16 protein-coding genes are annotated in these 18,013 nt (G+C 59.3%); 3 read left to right on the top strand and 13 right to left on the bottom strand.

The genetic code is table 11. The features are described from left to right. The 3 genes from GGD46_RS15465 to GGD46_RS15455 all read right to left on the bottom strand — a co-directional run bounded on the left by GGD46_RS15465 (position 1) and on the right by GGD46_RS15455 (position 3,591). Positions 1-996: an ABC transporter permease gene (locus GGD46_RS15465; protein WP_210325584.1), complete on the bottom strand. Its 996-nt coding sequence runs from the start codon at positions 994-996 to the stop codon at positions 1-3. After that, positions 993-2,537: a sugar ABC transporter ATP-binding protein gene (locus GGD46_RS15460; protein ID WP_184705322.1), complete on the bottom strand. Its 1,545-nt coding sequence runs from the start codon at positions 2,535-2,537 to the stop codon at positions 993-995. Before GGD46_RS15460 ends, GGD46_RS15465 begins: the two co-directional genes overlap by 4 nt. Before the next feature lie 151 nt (positions 2,538-2,688). Next, positions 2,689-3,591 carry a substrate-binding domain-containing protein gene (locus GGD46_RS15455; RefSeq protein ID WP_184705320.1) on the bottom strand — a complete coding sequence of 301 codons (903 nt, stop codon included), beginning with the start codon at positions 3,589-3,591 and terminating at the stop codon, positions 2,689-2,691. A gap of 352 nt (positions 3,592-3,943) precedes the next feature. Between GGD46_RS15455 and GGD46_RS15450 the strand changes: the two genes are divergently transcribed. Continuing rightward, positions 3,944-4,972 (top strand): LacI family DNA-binding transcriptional regulator, encoded by a 1,029-nt coding sequence (locus GGD46_RS15450; RefSeq protein WP_184705318.1) that lies wholly within the window; start codon positions 3,944-3,946, stop codon positions 4,970-4,972. Between the two features lie 62 nt (positions 4,973-5,034). Here the strand turns inward: GGD46_RS15450 and GGD46_RS15445 are convergent, their stop codons facing one another. From GGD46_RS15445 to GGD46_RS15410, 8 genes are all read right to left on the bottom strand, one after another. Then, complete coding sequence (locus GGD46_RS15445; protein WP_184705316.1) at positions 5,035-5,892, bottom strand: sigma-70 family RNA polymerase sigma factor; 858 nt, start codon at positions 5,890-5,892, stop codon at positions 5,035-5,037. Positions 5,893-5,896: 4 nt separating this feature from the next. Continuing rightward, positions 5,897-6,784, bottom strand: coding sequence for an alpha/beta fold hydrolase (locus tag GGD46_RS15440; RefSeq protein ID WP_184705314.1), 888 nt, complete (start codon positions 6,782-6,784; stop codon positions 5,897-5,899). A 110-nt stretch (positions 6,785-6,894) separates the two neighbouring features. Next, the gene (locus GGD46_RS34405) at positions 6,895-7,560 is read right to left on the bottom strand and encodes an EthD family reductase (protein WP_184705312.1); all 666 of its coding nucleotides are present in this window, start codon (positions 7,558-7,560) and stop codon (positions 6,895-6,897) included. Positions 7,561-7,723: 163 nt separating this feature from the next. Beyond that, the gene (locus GGD46_RS15430; protein WP_184705310.1) at positions 7,724-8,485 is read right to left on the bottom strand and encodes an SDR family NAD(P)-dependent oxidoreductase; all 762 of its coding nucleotides are present in this window, start codon (positions 8,483-8,485) and stop codon (positions 7,724-7,726) included. Between the two features lie 13 nt (positions 8,486-8,498). After that, on the bottom strand, positions 8,499-9,311 hold the full coding sequence (locus GGD46_RS15425) for an ABC transporter permease (RefSeq protein WP_184705308.1): 813 nt from the start codon (positions 9,309-9,311) through the stop codon (positions 8,499-8,501). Then, positions 9,311-10,177 carry an ABC transporter permease gene (locus tag GGD46_RS15420; RefSeq protein ID WP_184705306.1) on the bottom strand — a complete coding sequence of 289 codons (867 nt, stop codon included), beginning with the start codon at positions 10,175-10,177 and terminating at the stop codon, positions 9,311-9,313. The genes GGD46_RS15425 and GGD46_RS15420 overlap by 1 nt, the downstream gene beginning before the upstream one ends. 85 nt (positions 10,178-10,262) lie before the next feature. Then, positions 10,263-11,426, bottom strand: coding sequence for a PotD/PotF family extracellular solute-binding protein (locus GGD46_RS15415; protein ID WP_184705304.1), 1,164 nt, complete (start codon positions 11,424-11,426; stop codon positions 10,263-10,265). 22 nt (positions 11,427-11,448) lie between these two features. Next, on the bottom strand, positions 11,449-12,573 hold the full coding sequence (locus GGD46_RS15410; RefSeq protein ID WP_210325582.1) for an ABC transporter ATP-binding protein: 1,125 nt from the start codon (positions 12,571-12,573) through the stop codon (positions 11,449-11,451). A gap of 153 nt (positions 12,574-12,726) precedes the next feature. Here GGD46_RS15410 and GGD46_RS15405 point away from each other — a divergent pair, with 153 nt between their 5' ends. Together GGD46_RS15405 and GGD46_RS15400 are read left to right on the top strand one after the other, a co-directional pair. Further along, a complete protein-coding gene (locus tag GGD46_RS15405; RefSeq protein ID WP_184705300.1) occupies positions 12,727-13,539 on the top strand; it encodes a helix-turn-helix domain-containing protein in 813 nt (270 codons plus the stop codon). 255 nt (positions 13,540-13,794) lie between these two features. After that, the gene (locus GGD46_RS15400) at positions 13,795-14,973 is read left to right on the top strand and encodes a diguanylate cyclase (RefSeq protein ID WP_184705298.1); all 1,179 of its coding nucleotides are present in this window, start codon (positions 13,795-13,797) and stop codon (positions 14,971-14,973) included. Between the two features lie 575 nt (positions 14,974-15,548). Here GGD46_RS15400 and GGD46_RS15395 read toward each other — a convergent pair. Together GGD46_RS15395 and GGD46_RS15390 are read right to left on the bottom strand one after the other, a co-directional pair. Beyond that, positions 15,549-17,030: a SecDF P1 head subdomain-containing protein gene (locus GGD46_RS15395; RefSeq protein ID WP_184705296.1), complete on the bottom strand. Its 1,482-nt coding sequence runs from the start codon at positions 17,028-17,030 to the stop codon at positions 15,549-15,551. After that, positions 17,027-17,911: a hypothetical protein gene (locus GGD46_RS15390; protein ID WP_184705294.1), complete on the bottom strand. Its 885-nt coding sequence runs from the start codon at positions 17,909-17,911 to the stop codon at positions 17,027-17,029. The genes GGD46_RS15395 and GGD46_RS15390 overlap by 4 nt, the downstream gene beginning before the upstream one ends. Positions 17,912-18,013 lie beyond the last annotated feature (102 nt).

Below are 18,013 nucleotides of genomic sequence, written 5' to 3'. Positions count from 1 at the left end.
TCACGTCCGTACCGCCTTGCTGCGCACGTCGAGCCAGACGGCGATGAGAATGACCAGGCCCTTGACGATGAGCTGGTAGAAATAGGGCACCGACAGCATGTTCATGCCGTTGTTGATGACACCGATGATCAATGCGCCGAGAATGGTGCCAACCATCGTGCCAACGCCGCCGGCAAGCGAGGTGCCGCCAAGCACGACAGCCGCAATGGCGTCGAGCTCGTAGCCCATGCCGGAATTGGTCTGTGCCGAGGACAGGCGCGAAGAGAGCAGAATGCCGCTGATCGCCGCCATCACGCCCGAAATCATGAAGACGATGATCTTGATGCGATCGACGCGAATGCCGGAATAAACGGCTGCCTCGCGGTTGCCGCCGGAAAGATAGACCTGCCGACCGAAAATCGACTTCGACAGGACAATGTGGTTAATCGCGAAGAGCACGGCCATGATCCAGATGATGATCGGAAGCCCGAGGAAGCTTTCCGAGCCGATGGCGAGCCATGCATCGTTGTCGATCATGGCCGGAGCGCCGTTGGTCGGCAGGCTAACGACACCGCGATAGATCCCCATGCTCGCCACGGTCACGATGAACGACGGCAGCATCAGCTTGGCAGAGAGCGCCCCGTTCAAGCCTCCCATGATAGCGCCGGCCACCAATGTCAGCAGAACGGTCGGCAAGAAGCCGAAGCCCATGGCGAAAGCCTGTGCCGCCACCATGCCGGCAACCGCGATGATCGAGCCGATCGAAAGATCGATCTCGCCAAGCAGGATGACATAGGTCATGCCATAAGCGGCAACGGCAACAACCGCCACCTGCTGCATGATGTTCATGAAGTTGTTGAACGCGAGGAAGCGCGGGTTCAACACCGAGAAGACAATGCAAAGCACGGCAAGCGAAATGACGATGCCGCCATACTGGCGCACCACCGGCGACTGGAAGAACGAGGGGCGGGCCTGGGTGTCGGCGCCCCTTCCCTGCGTAGTCTGAACATTGCTCATACGTGCATCCCCGCTGCATAGGTCATAACGGTTTCGGGTGTCAGGCCTTCGGCATCGAGCACGGCTGCTAGGCCTCTGTTGTGCATCACGACGACGCGGTCGCTGAGGCCGAGTACCTCGGGCAGTTCCGAGGAAACCATCAGGATCGCGGCGCCTTCGGCGGCAAGCTCGCGGATGATGCGGTAGATTTCGAATTTTGCGCCGACATCGACGCCGCGTGTCGGTTCGTCGAGGATCAGCACGCGTGGCCTGATCTGCAGCCATTTGGCAAGCACGATCTTCTGCTGATTGCCGCCGCTGAGCGAGCCGGCAGTCGTGTCGATCGAGGCGGCCTTGATCGCGAGGCGCAGGACTTCTGTCTTGGCGGCGGCACGCTCGGCGCTACCGCGCATCAGGCCGAAGGGACCGGCGAGCTGCTTCAGCGCCACCATGTTGACGTTGCGCTCGACGCTGTGCGCGAGCACAAGGCCTTCTTCCTTGCGATTTTCCGTCACGAAGGCGATACCGTTGCGGATCGCCTCCGAGGGAGAGGCGAGTGTCAACGGCTTGCCGTCAAGGAAGATCTGCCCTTCCGGGCGCTCCATGCCAAAGAGCGCCTTCATGATGTCGGACCGACCGGAGCCGATCAGGCCAAAAAGACCGACGACTTCGCCAGGCTTCACATCGATGGAGACATCGTGGAACTTCCCCGGGACCGTGAGGTTTTTCGTCGCCAGGACGGGTGCAACACTCTCGGCCGGACGCGGCGCCACGCGAGGCGGGTAAATATCCTGCATTTCGCGGCCGACCATCAGCGCGATCAGCTTGTCGATGCTGGTCTCGTTCTTCTCCGTCGTGGTGACATATTCGCCGTCGCGAATGACGGTAATATCGTCGGAGAGCCGCATGATTTCTTCCATGCGGTGCGAGATGTAGATGATCGCCTTGCCGCGCGCCTTCAGCCGCTCGATGATCGAGAACAGGATTTCCGCCTCGCTATCGGACAGCGACGATGTCGGCTCGTCGAGGATCACCACATCAGCAGGCAGGCTGAGGCCCTTGGCAATTTCGACAAGCTGGCGCTGCGCAATGGAAAGATCGCCGACCTTGGCATGCACATTGACCGGTAGGCCGAGATCTTCGATCAACGCTTCGGCCTTGGCGACAAGGACGCGGTCGCGGACGAAACCAAAGCGGCTCGGCTCGTGGCTGGCAAAAATGTTCTGCGCGACGGATAGATTTCGGCAGAGGCTAAGCTCCTGAAAGACAATCGAAATGCCGTGAGCACGAGCGTCGCGCGGGTTCTGCGGCTGGTAGGCCTTGCCTGACAGCAAGATCTCGCCCGAGGTCGGCTTGTAGACGCCCGCGAGGATCTTCATCAGTGTTGATTTGCCAGCACCGTTTTCACCCAACAGCGTGTGCACGCGACCGCGGCGAACTCTAAGGTTCATGCGCTTCAACGCCTGCACGGCACCAAAGGACTTGGCGACATCGCGGATCTCTAGCACTGTTCCCGTGCCTCGCGACGCTTCTTCCTGTATGGCTGCATTGCTTTGTGTCACGCATGATCCTCCCTGGCCGCCCGCATCGGTAGCAGCAAGCACGGCCATTGGCGAATGAACGGATAAGATGGACTACGGTCCAGGCCGCAGACAACAGATAGCCGCCCGGGTAAGGTGACCGCGGCGGCCAGAGGCCGCCGCGAAACTCAATTTACTTCGTTTCGCCGTCCTTGGTCACGACGCCGGGCACGATCGGCTGCTTGGCCGGAACTGTCTCGCCCTTAATGACCTTGACGGCGGTTTCGACAGCAACCTTGCCCATCTGGTCCGGATACTGAGCGACAACACCGACCATGACCGGATCGTTCTTCACAGCGTTGCGCGCCTCTTCCATGCCGTCGAAGCCGATGACCTTGACCTGGCTCTCGAGCTTGGCAGCCTTGACGGCAGAAGCAGCAGCCAGCGCAGCGTCGTCACCGAAGCCGAAGATGCCGACGATGTCGGGATTGGCCTGCAGCATGTTCTGCGCAGCAGCCAGCGCTTCCGGACGCGTGATGCCCGTCTGGATGGCGGCGATCTTGACGTCTGGATACTTTTCCAGACCCTTCTTGAAGCCCTCGACGCGGTCAACGACCGACTGAACCGTCGGATAGTCGATAACGGCGACCTTACCCTTGCCGCCGATGGACTTCGCCATCAGCTCGGCAGCCTTCTCGCCGCCGGCAAAATTATCGGTGCCGACGAAGGAGGTAACATCGGCATCGATAGCCGGAACGTCGACGGTAATGACTTTGATGCCGGCCTTCTCAGCCTTCTTGATCGCTGCGCGCACGCCCTTGCTGTCGACAGGCGATATGACGATGACGTCGACGCCCTTGGTGATGAAATCCTCGACGTCGGCGAGCTGCTTGGACAGATCCTGGTTGGCGATGGCAACTTCCAACGGCACCTTTTCCGCCTCGGCTTCCTTCTTCATCGCGTTGGCAAGCGAGATGTAGAATGGATGCTGCTGCGTCAGGAGCGACGCGCCGATGCCGGCTGCGGATGCAACACTTGCCATCAGAGCAAGGGCCGCGCCGGAAAGAAGAATACGACTGAGCGTTTTGCGAAGCATGATTTCCTCCAATTGCCGGCCTCGCCGGCTGATTAAAAATCGTGAATCCGCCCTGCCAGCTGGCGGCGGCAGCCGCCTTTCCTCTCCTGCACAGGACATATCCACCCATATTGGGCGCAGTTCCTATCGCATTGATTGGATATCGCGTCAATCAATTTTTTTACACGTGAAAAAAACTTTACGGCGCTAAATTATGTTTGTAACAGTTGATTTGACCGCTATACATATGACGAACAGTTGCGGAAGGCTGCAAAACAAGCATCATCCCACTGATAGGCATAAAGAATTATTTTTACGCATGACAAATGAGCGCGACAGCGCGTCGAAACCGTTACGAACCTCGAAAGCGACCATGAGCGAGAGCAAAATCAGGACGATGGAAGAGTTCGCTGCGGCAAGCGGTCTCTCCCGCCCGACTGTTTCGAAATATTTCGACAATCCCGAAAGCGTGAAGCCCTCGACCCGTGCCCGCATCGAAAAGGCGCTGAAGGATTACGACTACCGGCCGAATATTTTCGCCGTCAGCCTCAATCGCAAGAATCCGAAGAATATCGGGCTGATCGTTCCGCATATTTCGGATCCGTTCTATGCCGAGATTGTACGACAGGTCGAAATGCGCTGCTTTGCCGAAGGTTACTGGACGATCGTCCTGTCCTCTCACGGCGAAAGGAAGCTCGAGGCGCGGGCTATGCGCACTCTGCTATCGCTGAACATCGCAGGCGTTCTGATGGCGCCGCTCGGTTTCGAGACGGATGCACGGCTACTCGAAAGTCTCGCCGACGCCATGCCGACGGTCTTCCTCGACAATAGTATCGGCGACCGCCCCTTTGTCGGCACCGACAACCGGCAGAGCATCGGCAACATCACCGAATATCTTTGCAGGACGGGCGAGCATCCGTGCTTTCTGGAGATGCCCGCCGTCAACCAGAACGCTCTCGAACGACGGAACGCCTATATCGCAACCATGGAGCGACTGGGGTTGGAGCCCGTCACATTGGCGATCCCGCCGAAAGACTGGAATTTCGAGCAATTGGGCTATGAGACCGCCGGACGCCTGCTTGATGGTTCCGGCTTTCCGACGCGCACCGTGCTTTGCGCCAATGATCGCCTCGCTTTCGGTGTCATCGCGGCGGCCTTCGAAAGGCGACTTCGTGTCGGGCACGACAGCGATTGCGACCTGCGCGTCGCCGGCCATGACGACCATCCGCTCAGTCGCTTCACCTGCCCGCCGCTGACCACCATGGCACAGGATTACCGTGGCATTGCAGCCGCAGGTATCGACATGTTGTTTGCAGCGATTGGCGGAACCTCGGAACAATCAAAAAGCCAGGATCGGACGACGCATCTCGAAGCGCGGCTCATCATGCGACAGTCGGCATGAACACGGCCGCCTGACGCATTTCCTAGGAATGTCGCGGGCTTTCTATCCGGACAGCGGAGTGTTCACGACAACCGCACCCAATCCATGGCCTCAAGCACATAGGGAGCAAACAGGAAATCCCTGATCTCGATAATCCGGCCTTCCGACCATTCGATCAGGACGAAATGGGCGGGAATGTCCATCGAGCCGGTGCCATCGAAGACCAGCATAGCTGGCCTTCCTTCCACAGCACCAAGAGCAAACCGCCATTTCGCCACCTCGGCATAGCGCGTGAAATAGGGAGCGATCTTGTCGCGTCCCTGCCACGTGAGCCGGTTGACCAGCTCCAGCTTCACATCATCGGCGAGCATGGCCCGGATCGCGTCGAAATCGCCGCTTCGGAACATATCGACATAGGCTGCGATCTTCCGACGGTCCGTGTCGGACATCAGCGGCAGCCTTGTGTCTTCGCCCTCCTGCGCGAGCAGTCTGAGTGTCACACGCCCGCGTTGGAGTGCCGATTTTGCGGCCGCTGGAGAGCAATCGGCAATGCCGGCTATCTCCTCTATCGAATGCCCCAGGACATCCTTGAGGATCACCGCGCAGCGCTGCAGCTCCGGCAACCGCAGAAATGTCTGAAAGCCGATCGCGACAATGTCCGCTTCGGGTATGAGATCGGCTTCGATATCGTCCGTGAGCGGGACGACGGTGTTTCGAGAGTTGCTGCGCAGGAAGTCGAGGCTCGTGTTGTGGGCGATGCGAAACAGCCAGCCTTCAAGGTTGTCCACCTCGGCTCCCTGGCTTCGAGCATGCAACGCCTTGACCAGGGTGTCCTGCAGGATGTCCTCCCCCTGAACGGCCGATCCCGTCATGCGCGCGCAGTATCGATGAAGGCGCGGTCGCAGCGCTTGCAATCGATCTTCGAAACCATCCGTGTCCATTGGTTTACCCTCTGTTCGCATTCTCTTCTGCCAGGGATCGGACACCGATGTCGATGAGGATCTTTGACAGGTTAGCCGGCTGCGACAGGAATGGCGAGTGGCTGCTATCCAATGTGTGAGTAGTGGTCTTGCCGCCGAGCGCACTATCAACAGTAGCGATCATATGGTCTTGTCCGGAGAGCGGAACGGCACGGTCCTGGGTACACCGGATATAGTGGCGACGCACCGAGCCGAATCTCCTTGGTGTTACCGGCGAAGGAGCGAGCGCGCCGGCGTTCGATTCGTCGCAATGGAGCTGCGATGCCACCTGCACGAACTCGCTCTCCGGCACATCCGCATAGAACGAGGCCTTGAGCAGCGACCTATAGGCTTCGTCGGTCGATCCAGCATGGATCCTTGTCGCGCCGATGGCGACGGGGTCACCTATGAACAAGCCGGGCGACAGGGCCGAAGACATGGTGCCATGCTGAAGCATGGTGAGCAATGACATACCGTTCGGCACCATGAAACCCGCTAGATAGACAACGGCGAGAAGCAGGCTCGGCACCTGCTCCGCAACCGCCGAGATCGTCATCCCGCCGGCCGAATGTCCGACGAGAATGACTTTGCCGCCAGCCAGCGATGCAGCCTCTTCCACCAGTGCAACAACAGCGCTGGTCCGCTCCTCCTGCGGCGCGTCGGCGACGGGCGACCGCTCTGCGGCAAATACAGCCGCATCGAACGGTTGCCGATGGAGCGACGCAGGCGCTGATGCATTTGCACCGGCGCCGGGAAGATCGAGCGTCAAGGCAAGGAAACCACTGGCTTCCAGAAACGGTATGACCTTGTTCCATACGGAGCGGCTGTGCCAAGCCCCGTGGACCAAGACGAAAGCGGCTTTGGGTCCCGGCATGTGAAAGTCTCCCTAGAAAATGTCGTTGTTCGGCCGCTGATGCACATTGCTCGCGCCCTTCCGCGCAAAGCTGCTCCTTCCTCTCGTGGACAGGCAAAAGGGACGCAGGCTCAAACCGGCCTCTTGTCGAAAAGATACATTTGAACACCGGAGTCGTCGGGCGCATAAATTCGGCGATCTGCAGCAGCCGCTTGACCTTCCGGACTTGCGAAAGCCATCTTGATTGCCGCGAGGTCGTCAAAGTACAGCGTGCCTATCCGATATATATCGGAGGAACCTACCGGCACTGCGATCGGCCCATGACTGATCTCGTAACTTCTGAGCCCCGGAAGCTTCTTGGCAAGTGGCACATGGATATCGAAATAGTGCCTATCGAATGCCTCCGGATCCTTCGGCGTCCGGTAGATCACGACCATCCGGGCTGTTCCAGCGTCCACCTGGAGGCCATGCGAGGCGGATTCGACGGTGCGTTCATGTGTCATAGTCGCCACCGCCGAGCCCATGATCGTTTCCAGGCTTGCCAGCGCCGCGATCCTCGGGAAATAGGCTCTCATACGCGGATCCTCACGCATCGCTGCGACGGCGGCAGGTGTCTCCCATTCGGACTGGATGACGACGCCGGTGCCGTCCGCCGCCGCGATCAACCGGGTCATCCTCCAGCCGGGAAGCGTGCGGATGACAGTCTCTATGTTCTCTTGCAGGAGTGCGATCAACGCCTCCTGATTTCCCGGTTCGCACCTCAAGAGGTTGATCAAGGTGACAAGTTGGTCGGACATGGCATATCTCCTTCTGTTTCGGATATGCCAAGGACGATCCGAAGGCTGGAAACGGATCGCGGTTCAGAAGATTTTTTAGACCGTGAGCAACAGGCCCAAATCGTGCCACTCCGCCCCTTCCCGGTGTGGTTTAAGATAAGCTCAGGCGACGCCGTATGTCGACCTAGACGACCGTTTCGCCGCCATCGACGACAAGGATCTGGCCTGTCATGTAGGAGGAACGATCGGAAACGAGGAAGAGGATCGGCTCGGCAATTTCCGAGACGTCGGCCCAGCGTCCGAGCGGCACCTTTTCGGCTATATAGCCTTCGATGGCCTCGCGGCCGCCCATCTGCGCGATGAACGGTGCATTGAATGGCGTGTCGACCCAACCGGGGCAAATCGCGTTTACCCTTATGCCGAACCGGGCATAGTCGCCCGCCATCTGCCGGGTCATGGCGATCACCGCATGCTTGGAGGTGGTGTAGGCAATCATCTCGCGGTCGTAGAGGACGCCTGACGAGGACGAGGTGTTGAGAATGACGCCCTTACCGGCCTTCCTCATGATCGGCATGACGAAGCGCGCGGCCATGAAATGCGCTCGCACGTTCAGGTTCCAGGATGTGTCGAAGCCTGAAACCGCGACTTCTTCCAGATTGCCCGCGACCTGTGCGCCAGCATGATTGTGCAGGATATCGATGCGGCCATGCTGCGCCGCGATTTTGGCAATGCCAGCCTCAAGGGCGCGATCGTCCATAACGTCGACAACCATGCTTTCGGCCCCGCCACCTGCGCCGGCAATCTGGCTTACAGTCTCCTCGGCACTTGCCAAATCGATATCGGCGACGATCACATGCGCACCTTCACGCGCCATGATGAGCGCGCCGGCGCGGCCGATCCCGGAGCCGGCTCCGGTGACGATTGCGACCCGATCCTTGAGTATCATGATGTTTCCCTGGTCAGTTTGTCGTTGTCTTTTCGCGCATCAGAAGGCGCGCGATGAGAATGAGGACGAGGGATGCGATCAGCACCATCGTCGCAATGGCATTAATTTCCGGCGTGACGCCGCGACGGATCGAAGCGAAGACATAGATCGGCAGGGTCGTGTTCGATCCCGCGACGAAGAATGCGATGATGAAATCGTCGAAGGAAAAGGTGAAGGCGAGCAGAAAGCCTGCAAGGATCGACGGCATGATCTGCGGCAGGACGATCTGGCGGAACGTCGTCAGTGGTGTTGCGTAGAGATCGCTTGAGGCCTCAACAATATCGCGGCCAAGGCTTGCAATGCGCGCCTTCACGATCATTGTCACCAGCGCCATGGTGAAGAGTCCGTGCGCCGCGATGATCGAGCCGTAACCGAGTGCGAACTTCGGCGGCTGGTCGCCGGGCCAGACGGCTGCGATCAGCGGATTGATGATGCCGAAGACCTCGACCAGAGCCACCAGCGTCGCAATGCCGATGACAACACCTGGGACGACGATCGCCGCGGCGAACAACCCGTCGAAGATGGCGCGCATGCCGGGGCCGAGCCGCTCCAGGCCAATCGCTGCCATCGTGCCGAAGATCGCGGCAAGCGTCGCACTGGTGAAGGCGATGATCAAACTGTTTTGCAGCGCTTCCATGAGGAAGGTGTTCGACAACGCCCGCCCGTACCATTGGGTCGAAAAGCCGGTGAACTCGCTCGCATTGCGGCCGGCATTGAAGGAGAACAGCACGACGAGCGCGATCGGCGTATAAAGGAAAAGATAGACGAAAGTGACGAGTGCGCGCATCAGACGAGATCCACCTGGCGGGTGCCTGCAACGCGCCAGGCGATGCGCATGGCAACAAGCAATATAATGACGACAACAGCCACCAGCGTCACGGCGATCGCCGATCCGAACGGCCAGTTGCGCGACTGCAGGAAGAGATCGACGAGCGCGTTGCCGATGAAGAAGACTTTGCCGCCACCCAGCAACTGGGGGATCAGATACTCACCAAGCAGCAGGATCGTTACCAATGCGACGCCGGTCATCACGCCCGGCAGGGATAGCGGCAGCGTAATGGAAAAGAAGGTCGAGATGGGCTTGGCGCCAAGATCGGCAGATGCCTCCAGCAGCCGGCGATCAAGCTTTTCGAGACTGACATAGATCGGCATGATCATTAGCGGCAGGTAGCCATAGACGATGCCGAGGAGCACGGCACCGGGCGTATTGATCAGTCTGACATTCTCGATCCCGACATATTCGAGCAGATGCGGAATACCGCGCGCGCCAAGCAGGTACATCCAGGCATAGGTGCGCACGAGAAGGCTCGTCCAGAAGGGAACGACCACCAGCGAGACGAGCAGCAGTCGGCGCTGCGGGCTTGCCTTCACTGCCAGATAATAGGCGACCGGATAGGCAACAAGCAGGCAGGCTGCAGCACCGATCGGCGCAAGGATCAGCGTATTGACGAAGGCTGCCGAGCGAGAACCGAGATTGGCGAATTGCGCGAAGGTGAAGGCAGCCTGATAGCCGCCTTCCGGCGCTCGCTCGCCAAAAGCAAAGACGATGATGGCGATGAAGGGCAGCACCAGAAAGACGAACAGCCAGATGCTTGCCGGGCCGACGAGGGCAGCGGTGACAAGGCGCCGTTTGGTGGCAGAGGTAAGGGGCATCGATGGGTTTCTTTATCGCCGGTTCGGAATGCGAGCCCGGCCCCTTCACGCAATGACGCTAGGGACCGGGGTGGGGCAAGGACGATCAGGCCGACTTGAAGCGGGCCATCAACTCGGCGCGGCTCGGATCGGTGAGCGTGACGGCGGCGCCGAATTCCAGCGGGTTCAGCGCGGCCTCGTCGGGATAGACGATCTTGTTCGAGGTGATGTCCTTCGGCAGAAGAGCGATGACGCGGCTGTCTGTGGTCGGGGCGCCGTTGGCGATGTGCTCCTTCACCGCGTTCTTCGGATCCATGAGATAGTTGAGAAGAGCGTACCCGGCTGCCTTGTTCGGAGCATCCTTCGGGATCGCGTAATAGTCGGTCCAGATTTCGCCGCCGTCCTTGCCCAACACATAGGCAAGTTCCGGCATGTCGCGGTTGAGCTGCGCGCCGTCATTGGTCCAGCACATCGTGAGCCAGGCATCCGTCGAACGCATGGACGGCTGGTAATCGGAGTTAATCGCAAAGAGATGCGGCTTGACCTTGATCAGCAGTTCTTCGGCTTTGGCGAGCTCTTCGGGCTTGATCGAGTTGAAATCATAGCCGAGTGAAACGAGTGCGCTGCCGATGGTTGTCAGCTGATAATCGTGCACCATGGCGCGCCCATCGGCATCGGTCTGCGCGATCTCGAAGAAGTCTTTCCAGCTTGCGAGCTTCGTCTTGATCTTCTTGGTGTTCACAGAAAAGCCGGTCGTGCCCCAGTTCTTCGGCACGGCATAGGTCTTGCCGTCGATCTGCCCTTCCTTGGTGAAGCGCGGGCTCTCGGTGGTCTGGCTAAAGTTCGGAACCTTGGACAGATCGAGCTCTTCGACAAGGCCGAGCTTGTGATAGGTCGAAATCGTGTAGTTGGTCGGCACATAGAGGGACCAGCCGGAGGCGCCCGCCTGGAGCTTGGCGAGCATTTCCTCATTCGAGCCGAAGACATTGACCTCGACGGCAACGCCGGTTGCCGCCTTGAAGTTCTCGAAGGTCTGGGGATCGTGATAGTTCGGCCAAGTCGCGATCGACATCTGCGTGCCGAGTTCGCCTGCGGCATAGGCCGGCGTCGAAAGCGCGCCCGGGAAGCGCGACAGAACCGCCGTCGCAAGGCCGAGACCGGTGATGCCGAGGAAATGACGGCGGCTGACGGAGCCGCGCTTCAGGCGCATGAATTCATCCATGAAGCCTTCAGCTGAAATGGGGAGATTGTCCTTGTAATCCTTGCTCATGATGCTGTTCCCTTGTTTTGGTTTATGCATTCGATGCTGGAAAGACATGTAAGGCTTTGGGATCGAAGCCGAGGAAAACCTGCTCGCCTGGACCGACGAGGTGATTTTCGCTCATGCTGCTGCGATCTGAGGTGATCAGGAAATCGCCCAATCCTGGGACGGTGACCGCGTATTCCGCCGATGAGCCCAGGAAGATGCGGTGGGTCACTGTGCCCTTGAAAGACATGCCCGCCGCCGTCATTTCGCGGGTGAGCTTGATCGCCTCCGGACGCAATGCCGCAATTGCGGCTCCGGGCACGAGCCGCTTGCCGGCCGAAAGCGCCGAGCCGTCGGCAAGACGCAGCGTTTCGCCGTCGGCTTCCATCGTGGCCTCGATGCGGTTCGTCTTGCCGACGAAATCTGCGACAAAGAGATCGGCCGGGCGGTCATAGACCTCCTGCGGCGTGCCGAGCTGGCGGATGCGGCCGGCGCTCATCACGCAGACGATATCGGCCATCGACAGTGCTTCTTCCTGGTCATGGGTGACCAGAACGAAGGTGATGCCGAGTTCGCGCTGCAGCGTCTGAAGTTCGATCTGCATGGCCGAGCGCAATTTCTTGTCGAGCGCGGCAAGCGGCTCGTCGAGCAGGAGCACGGAGGGGCGATTGACGATGGCGCGAGCAAGCGCAACGCGCTGCTGCTGCCCGCCCGACATTTCGTGGATGCGGCGCTTGGCGAAGCCGCCGAGGCGGACCATCTCAAGCGCTTCGGCGACGCGCCGGTCGATCTCAGCCGCGCCGACTTTCGGACGCATCTGCTTCAGCCCATAGGCAACGTTTTGCGCGACGTTGAAATGTGGAAACAGCGCATAGTGCTGGAACACCATGTTCACGGGCCGTCGATAGGCGGGAACGCCGTTCATCTCGCGCCCGTCGATCAGCACCGTGCCCTCGCTCGGCTGCTCGAAGCCGCCGATCATGCGCAGACACGTCGTCTTGCCGCAACCGGAAGGCCCGAGAAGCGCCAGAAATGCGCCCTTGGGCACATTGAGATTGATGTCCGTTACGGCAGTCACGGCGCCATAGGCTTTCGTGACCGAACGGAATTCGATGTCGTTCGTTGAAGCGGATGCCACGTCTGTTCCCTGCGGTTGGTCGGCAGTCTTCATCTGCCTTATTGCCACCGTCGTTAAAGAAAGAGTAAGCCTGGGCTTCCGGCGAGGTATATACCCCGAGAGAGGTATTTTCGTGCAGATTGCTTCATGGGAGGTGTATATGAGGGCTGCGCTTGTTAGCGCAGGGCGGCAGAGGGGATCCGTCACATGAGCACCGACCTTGAAGGACTTTTCGCGGCCTTCAATGCCATGATCGGCAGATCGTCCATGACGGATGCCGAGTTCGGCGAGACCTTTCGCCGGACGATGGCGGCGCTGGTGCGGTTCGACTACGTGGTCGTTTTCGCCTATCGCGGCAAGGAGCGGCCGATCGATCTCTACAGCACGTTCGATCCCGAGGAGCACGTCGTTTTCGTGACGCTCTATCAGGCCGGGCCTTACCTGCTGGATCCCTTCTACCACACGGCACGTAGCCGCCGCGAGGGCGTGCTCAGAATGCGGGAGCTGGCACCGGATCGCTTCTTTTCCAGCGAGTACTACCGGACCTATTATGTGCAAACGGGGCTTGCCGAGGAAATCGGCTTTTTCGTCAATGTTGACGAGGACATCACCGTCGTCCTGTCACTGATGCGGCGCGAGCAAACAGGCGTTTTTCCGCCTGCGGAATTCCTGACACTCAAGAAGGTCGAGCCGCTCGTCGCTAACATGGTAAGACATTATTGGGCCAGCCTTGCTCCACGCTTCGATGCGCAGTTGACAGCCGGCGGCAGGAGCCGTCGCCGGCAGGGTCAGAGCGAAGCCCTCGCGCCGGCCGAAGCGGTCTGGCGGGATCTCAATCTGACAAGCCGCGAGACTGCCATCGTCGAGCTCGTCCTGCAAGGACACTCGTCGGAATCGATCGGCCTCAAACTCAACATCTCCACCGGCACGGTGAAAGTCCACAGACGCAACGTCTATCGCAAGCTCGGCATTTCGTCGCAGACCCAGCTGCTTTCGCTGTATCTCAAGAATCTGGCATAGAGAGTTCGGACCTTCCCCGAATTTGCCGGCGACAGGATTTGCCAATCTGCCCGCCCGATAGAAAACGAGCGCACGCGTCGAGGTAGGCCCGGTTTAGGCAGTCTCAACCGTACAAACCAGCGTCTTGCATGCTGGCAGCCCGGCAACGCCCATTATGCCGATCTATGATATCTAGCCCGCATTGTTTCGCATATAAGCGCCCCTCGAATTCCGCTATTCTGCTCGCGGCAGGTCGAATGGATTCAAGGGATCTTCATGGTGCCAACCGATAATTTCGCTTTCCTGCTTCCGGTTATCATGCTGACGTTCGGGTGTACTTTCCTCATCGTCGGCCATTGGGGTTCGCGCCAGGCAAGGATCTGGGGCACAGGCTATCTTTCGGCGGCGGCGGCATTTTCCGTGCCGCTGGTTCTCTCGTGGCTGCCGGTGCAAGCTCAGACCCTGACGGCGGACGCTCTTTTCATCGCAACATTCTATTTTTTCGGAGGCGCGCTCCTCGCTCGTTTCCGCAGACCTTCCCTTATCGCACCGCGAATCGCGCTCGCAATTGCCGCCTTTGCTTCCAATCTCTACTCCGTCATTGTCGCACACAGTCTACCGGCCGAACTTCTCGTCAACGATCTCGCCTGTGTCGTCCTTTTGGGTCTGCCGGTCGTGATCTGCTTCGGTCAGTCGCAGCACGCCCGTGACCGGCTGCTTCTCGCCGTCGCCTCCGCCGTTGTGCTTGACACGATCGTCCGCGACACCATCCTGATCGTTCTGCTGCCTTCGCCCACAGGGATCGAGGGCTTCACCTCGTCCAGCTACGATTTCTATATGCAGGTCGGCGCATCGATCCTTGGCCTGCTGATGGCCCTAACGGCCCTCGCCGCCGTCGCCCTCGATACGATCGCGATCTATCGGGACGCGGCGGATCGGGACCATCTCAGCGGCCTGCTTAATCGGCGCGGCTTCGACAGAGCTGCCGCCGAGCTGCGGCATCGCGGGAAAACCGGTGCAATCATCATCTGCGATATCGATCACTTCAAGCGGGTGAACGACAAGTTCGGCCACGCAATGGGAGATCGCGTGATCCTCGCCCTTGCAGGGTTGCTGCGCGAACGTTTGCCCGCCGACGCCCTTGCGGCGCGCTTCGGTGGCGAGGAGTTCGTCATCTTTCTTCCCGCTGCAAGCCTTGCCCAGGCCGGCGACCTTGCCAACGCCATCAGGCTCGCATTTGCCGGCGTCGAACGTGGCGAAATCGGACCCAACCATAAAATTACCGCCAGTTTCGGCGTCGCGGCTGCGGAGAGCGGAGATGCCGCAATCGCCGATCAGATCGGCCGCGCGGATTCTGCTCTTTACGCTGCCAAAGAGGCGGGCCGTAACCGTGTCATGGTTGCAGGAGAACCTCCGCAGGAGGCCACCATGCCGAGAATCGTCGGTGGACGGTGACCCTTGGGCGTTGCGGTGCCAGGCCCTCATTGAGATTTAGGGGGTCCTACGCCACAAGATATGACGGCAACAGTCATAGCTTTCGATATATAAAAACAACGACAAGGCTAGTTGCGTGTTCGCCGGGCTGCCAGCGCCGATAGCGGTCACCGCGGCACCGCCCCAATGAAAGAATGGTGGCTTGGCGACGCAACGTTGCACAAGACGCCATTCTTCCCCGACGGGCTGGGAGGTTCGCCGCCTAGGCCATCTTCGATGCCAAAGTCGCGGTTCAGCATGAACTCACAGGCCATAAACATCCAAGGACGCTGAATTTGATGATGGCATGAGAACCTCTATATCGTTGCCAAGCCGTAGCAGGCGAAAGCGCCATGCCCGGCATATATCTGCTTGAAAAGTGAAACTGAGTTTTCGGATCCACGAACACACGCGTCGTTGAGCGCAAGGGCTGCAACTCTGAGATGTTTGTGTTGATCTGAGCTTAGAGGATCACCGGCAGGGCACTCCGATAGAGAAGCTCGGCCTATCATCGATGTTCGGGGCGTTCAAGGCCGAATGCTACCGCAAGCGTCTCGTCACGATCGCGTTCGCACGAGAATTTTAGCTCCCGAGATGGACAGTTTTTCAGCCATGGCTCTCAGCGCCGTCATGTCGGATCCGGTTAGCGTGAGACGGCTGCCCATGATCGGCTCCCTTATCCAAGGCTCGATGACGACCTTGTCATCAATCAGCACTTGCGTTTGCCGGCCGAGCGCCGCCTGGGTGAATTTCTGAAACGCCTCGCCACTATCCGGCGTAAGCACGACCTCCAGTTCATATCCATAGCCGTTGGAGGCTTTGAGGACCTGCGCGCTCTTCACCTCAAGCCAGACTGGCGCGATCGACTTTTCCGCATCATTGCTCGTTACGGTCGACGGCTCCTGCGATATGGTCGTCGAGGCCTGTGATGTCGACGGCAGGTCGGGAATGCCCGGCGCGGCATCGGCCGGCGAAAGCGGCTCGATTTTCAGCTTCGGCACACGCAAGTCCGCGGCCGTCAGGATGGCCGGAACTTGCAGCACAGCCGGCGCGTCTTCCCGCCTGATATGGGTATAGGTGCGGAACGTCGAACCTGCCGAAATAACTGTTACGGTTTCCAATGCTTCGATGACGGATCCATCGCTCAGAGACACCACAAACTCCGCGCGTCGCGTCTTGCTCGCGCGTTTGACGGAGGTCAACTGATCGGCCGTAAGGCTCTTCAATCGCTCGCCGAAGACGCCCAAAAACTTGTCGATCGCGCCCTGTTGAGACTGGCGGAATGCGTCGGGATCATACTCATCCACTACAGACAGGGTCGCGGTATGCTTGGCGACATCAGTGGATTGCAGGAGCCAGTTCGATGCGACGGGGACGCTGACGCCGCCATAGTCCTCGTTTCGAGACGCCGTGAGAGCCTTACCGACCTCCATGGCCTCATCCTGATAGGCTTGCCCTGTGGCAAGCAGCTGCGCTTCCGGCGTCAAGACAGTGACAATTTGAAGAGGGTTTTCCTGGATGCGATCAATGATGTTATAGACGCCGCTCTGCGGCGGAGCGAGGGCTCCATCCGGTCCATTTGTCGCCATCCTACGCATATTCGCCAATATCTGATCAACACCGAACAAACTGTTTGGAAAGCCGTTCAGATCCGTTTCCATTTCGAGCGCGCCGACGCCGTATGCGGTGAGAGAATTGCGATAAAGCGGGTTCATCTGATAGGTGTCAACAGCGCCCGCGACACCATCCGGCAGGTCGGCGCTCAGAGACCAGCGAACCCGCATGCCCTTATCATCCCGCGACAGAACCGTCATGCGTTGGCGAAACTCGCCGCGCGTGATCACGGAGGCAGCGCCGGACGCGTCGAACCAGAGCGACATGTCGCTTTCGGTCGCCTTTTGAACACGGTAGCTGCGCTCGACCCCAGTTACCGGCGCATAACCTGGAACCGTCACGCTATCGCCGGCCCAGGCGGAGCTCGACAATGTCGCAAGGACGCAGAGGGAGGATAACGTCTTTCTGAAGTCCAAGATCTTCATTTGGCGATCCATGGCTCAGCCACCGTGGCAACGCCAAAGGGATTGAATTTATATTCATTCTCTTCGTATCGCGTGTCGTCAGACAGTTCGACGTGACGACGCCTCAACGCGACCTCAACGCCGTTTTTCACCATCTCATCGGCGATCTCGTCGATCAGGGCGGCAATTTTGAGCTGTTCGGTATTGGTGGTCCGCGGCTGGTCGTCCTTCCGGCCGACGGTAATCAAAACATCAGGCAAGCCGACCAGATGAAATCCGACGCTCGCCATTCCATCGGCATCGTCGCCGATAGGCCGGCGAGCAAGGGCCAGGCGACAAGCTCGCGCAACTGCCAGCAGATCATCGGAGGCCGCAGCCTTTCGCATCTGCTCGGAAAGCTCTTTCCATCGCTGCACGCCATGGGCGACGCCCGCGCTTTCTCCCTTTGCAGCGACAGCACCATGGTCGAGCATGTGTTGTACGAGCAGCAGGGCTTTTGCCGATGTTGCCACCGCCGTTTCTGCCGTCATCGATGGGCCAAGGACGTACAGCACCGATCCGTGCGTGGCGACCGCATTCTCATCCGCCTCCTGATAGGCTTCGGGATCGACGCGGTCCCAACAAATATTGAAAGACCGAACCATCCGATCGTCGGGCTTGTCCCGCGAATATTCCTCATCGACAGAAAAGTCGTCGCCGAGCGCGGCGATACCGGCGCGAGCACTTTGCTTGAGCGCCTCAAGGCCGTTTTCCCCGCCGAGAAAACAAAGGACGTGACGCGGTTTGTAACTGGAGCGGGCCACGGCAAAGACCGAGGATTTGCTCGATGCATTACTGGGGGACGGTTGCCCCAGGATAAGTCCGGCCAGGAACGCAAGAACGCCGCGACGCTTCGAATTCATTCCGGTGCCCCCATGGCTTTCACTCAGATGAGACTAGACGTTCCCGCAACACGAAATCCAGACCCGCATATTTACCTAGCCTATTGCCCTCGCAACTCGATT

The organism is Martinezella lusitana (genome assembly GCF_014207095.1).
Lineage (GTDB): Bacteria > Pseudomonadota > Alphaproteobacteria > Rhizobiales > Rhizobiaceae > Rhizobium > Rhizobium lusitanum_B.
The sequence above is the reverse complement of the archived record's forward strand: the minus strand, read 5'-3'. Positions and strand labels throughout refer to the sequence as shown.

Coding starts and splice junctions, on each gene's coding strand:
- GGD46_RS15425 (WP_184705308.1), bottom strand. CDS start 9,311: ATGCGCGCACTCGTCACTTTCGTCTATCTTTTCCTTTATACGCCGATC.
- GGD46_RS15390 (WP_184705294.1), bottom strand. CDS start 17,911: ATGAATTCGAAGCGTCGCGGCGTTCTTGCGTTCCTGGCCGGACTTATC.
- GGD46_RS15430 (WP_184705310.1), bottom strand. CDS start 8,485: ATGATACTCAAGGATCGGGTCGCAATCGTCACCGGAGCCGGCTCCGGG.
- GGD46_RS15415 (WP_184705304.1), bottom strand. CDS start 11,426: ATGAGCAAGGATTACAAGGACAATCTCCCCATTTCAGCTGAAGGCTTC.
- GGD46_RS15455 (WP_184705320.1), bottom strand. CDS start 3,591: ATGCTTCGCAAAACGCTCAGTCGTATTCTTCTTTCCGGCGCGGCCCTT.
- GGD46_RS15400 (WP_184705298.1), top strand. CDS start 13,795: ATGGTGCCAACCGATAATTTCGCTTTCCTGCTTCCGGTTATCATGCTG.
- GGD46_RS15420 (WP_184705306.1), bottom strand. CDS start 10,177: ATGCCCCTTACCTCTGCCACCAAACGGCGCCTTGTCACCGCTGCCCTC.
- GGD46_RS15445 (WP_184705316.1), bottom strand. CDS start 5,892: ATGGACACGGATGGTTTCGAAGATCGATTGCAAGCGCTGCGACCGCGC.
- GGD46_RS15405 (WP_184705300.1), top strand. CDS start 12,727: ATGAGCACCGACCTTGAAGGACTTTTCGCGGCCTTCAATGCCATGATC.
- GGD46_RS15450 (WP_184705318.1), top strand. CDS start 3,944: ATGAGCGAGAGCAAAATCAGGACGATGGAAGAGTTCGCTGCGGCAAGC.
- GGD46_RS15395 (WP_184705296.1), bottom strand. CDS start 17,030: ATGAAGATCTTGGACTTCAGAAAGACGTTATCCTCCCTCTGCGTCCTT.
- GGD46_RS15440 (WP_184705314.1), bottom strand. CDS start 6,784: ATGCCGGGACCCAAAGCCGCTTTCGTCTTGGTCCACGGGGCTTGGCAC.
- GGD46_RS15465 (WP_210325584.1), bottom strand. CDS start 996: ATGAGCAATGTTCAGACTACGCAGGGAAGGGGCGCCGACACCCAGGCC.
- GGD46_RS34405 (WP_184705312.1), bottom strand. CDS start 7,560: ATGTCCGACCAACTTGTCACCTTGATCAACCTCTTGAGGTGCGAACCG.
- GGD46_RS15410 (WP_210325582.1), bottom strand. CDS start 12,573: ATGAAGACTGCCGACCAACCGCAGGGAACAGACGTGGCATCCGCTTCA.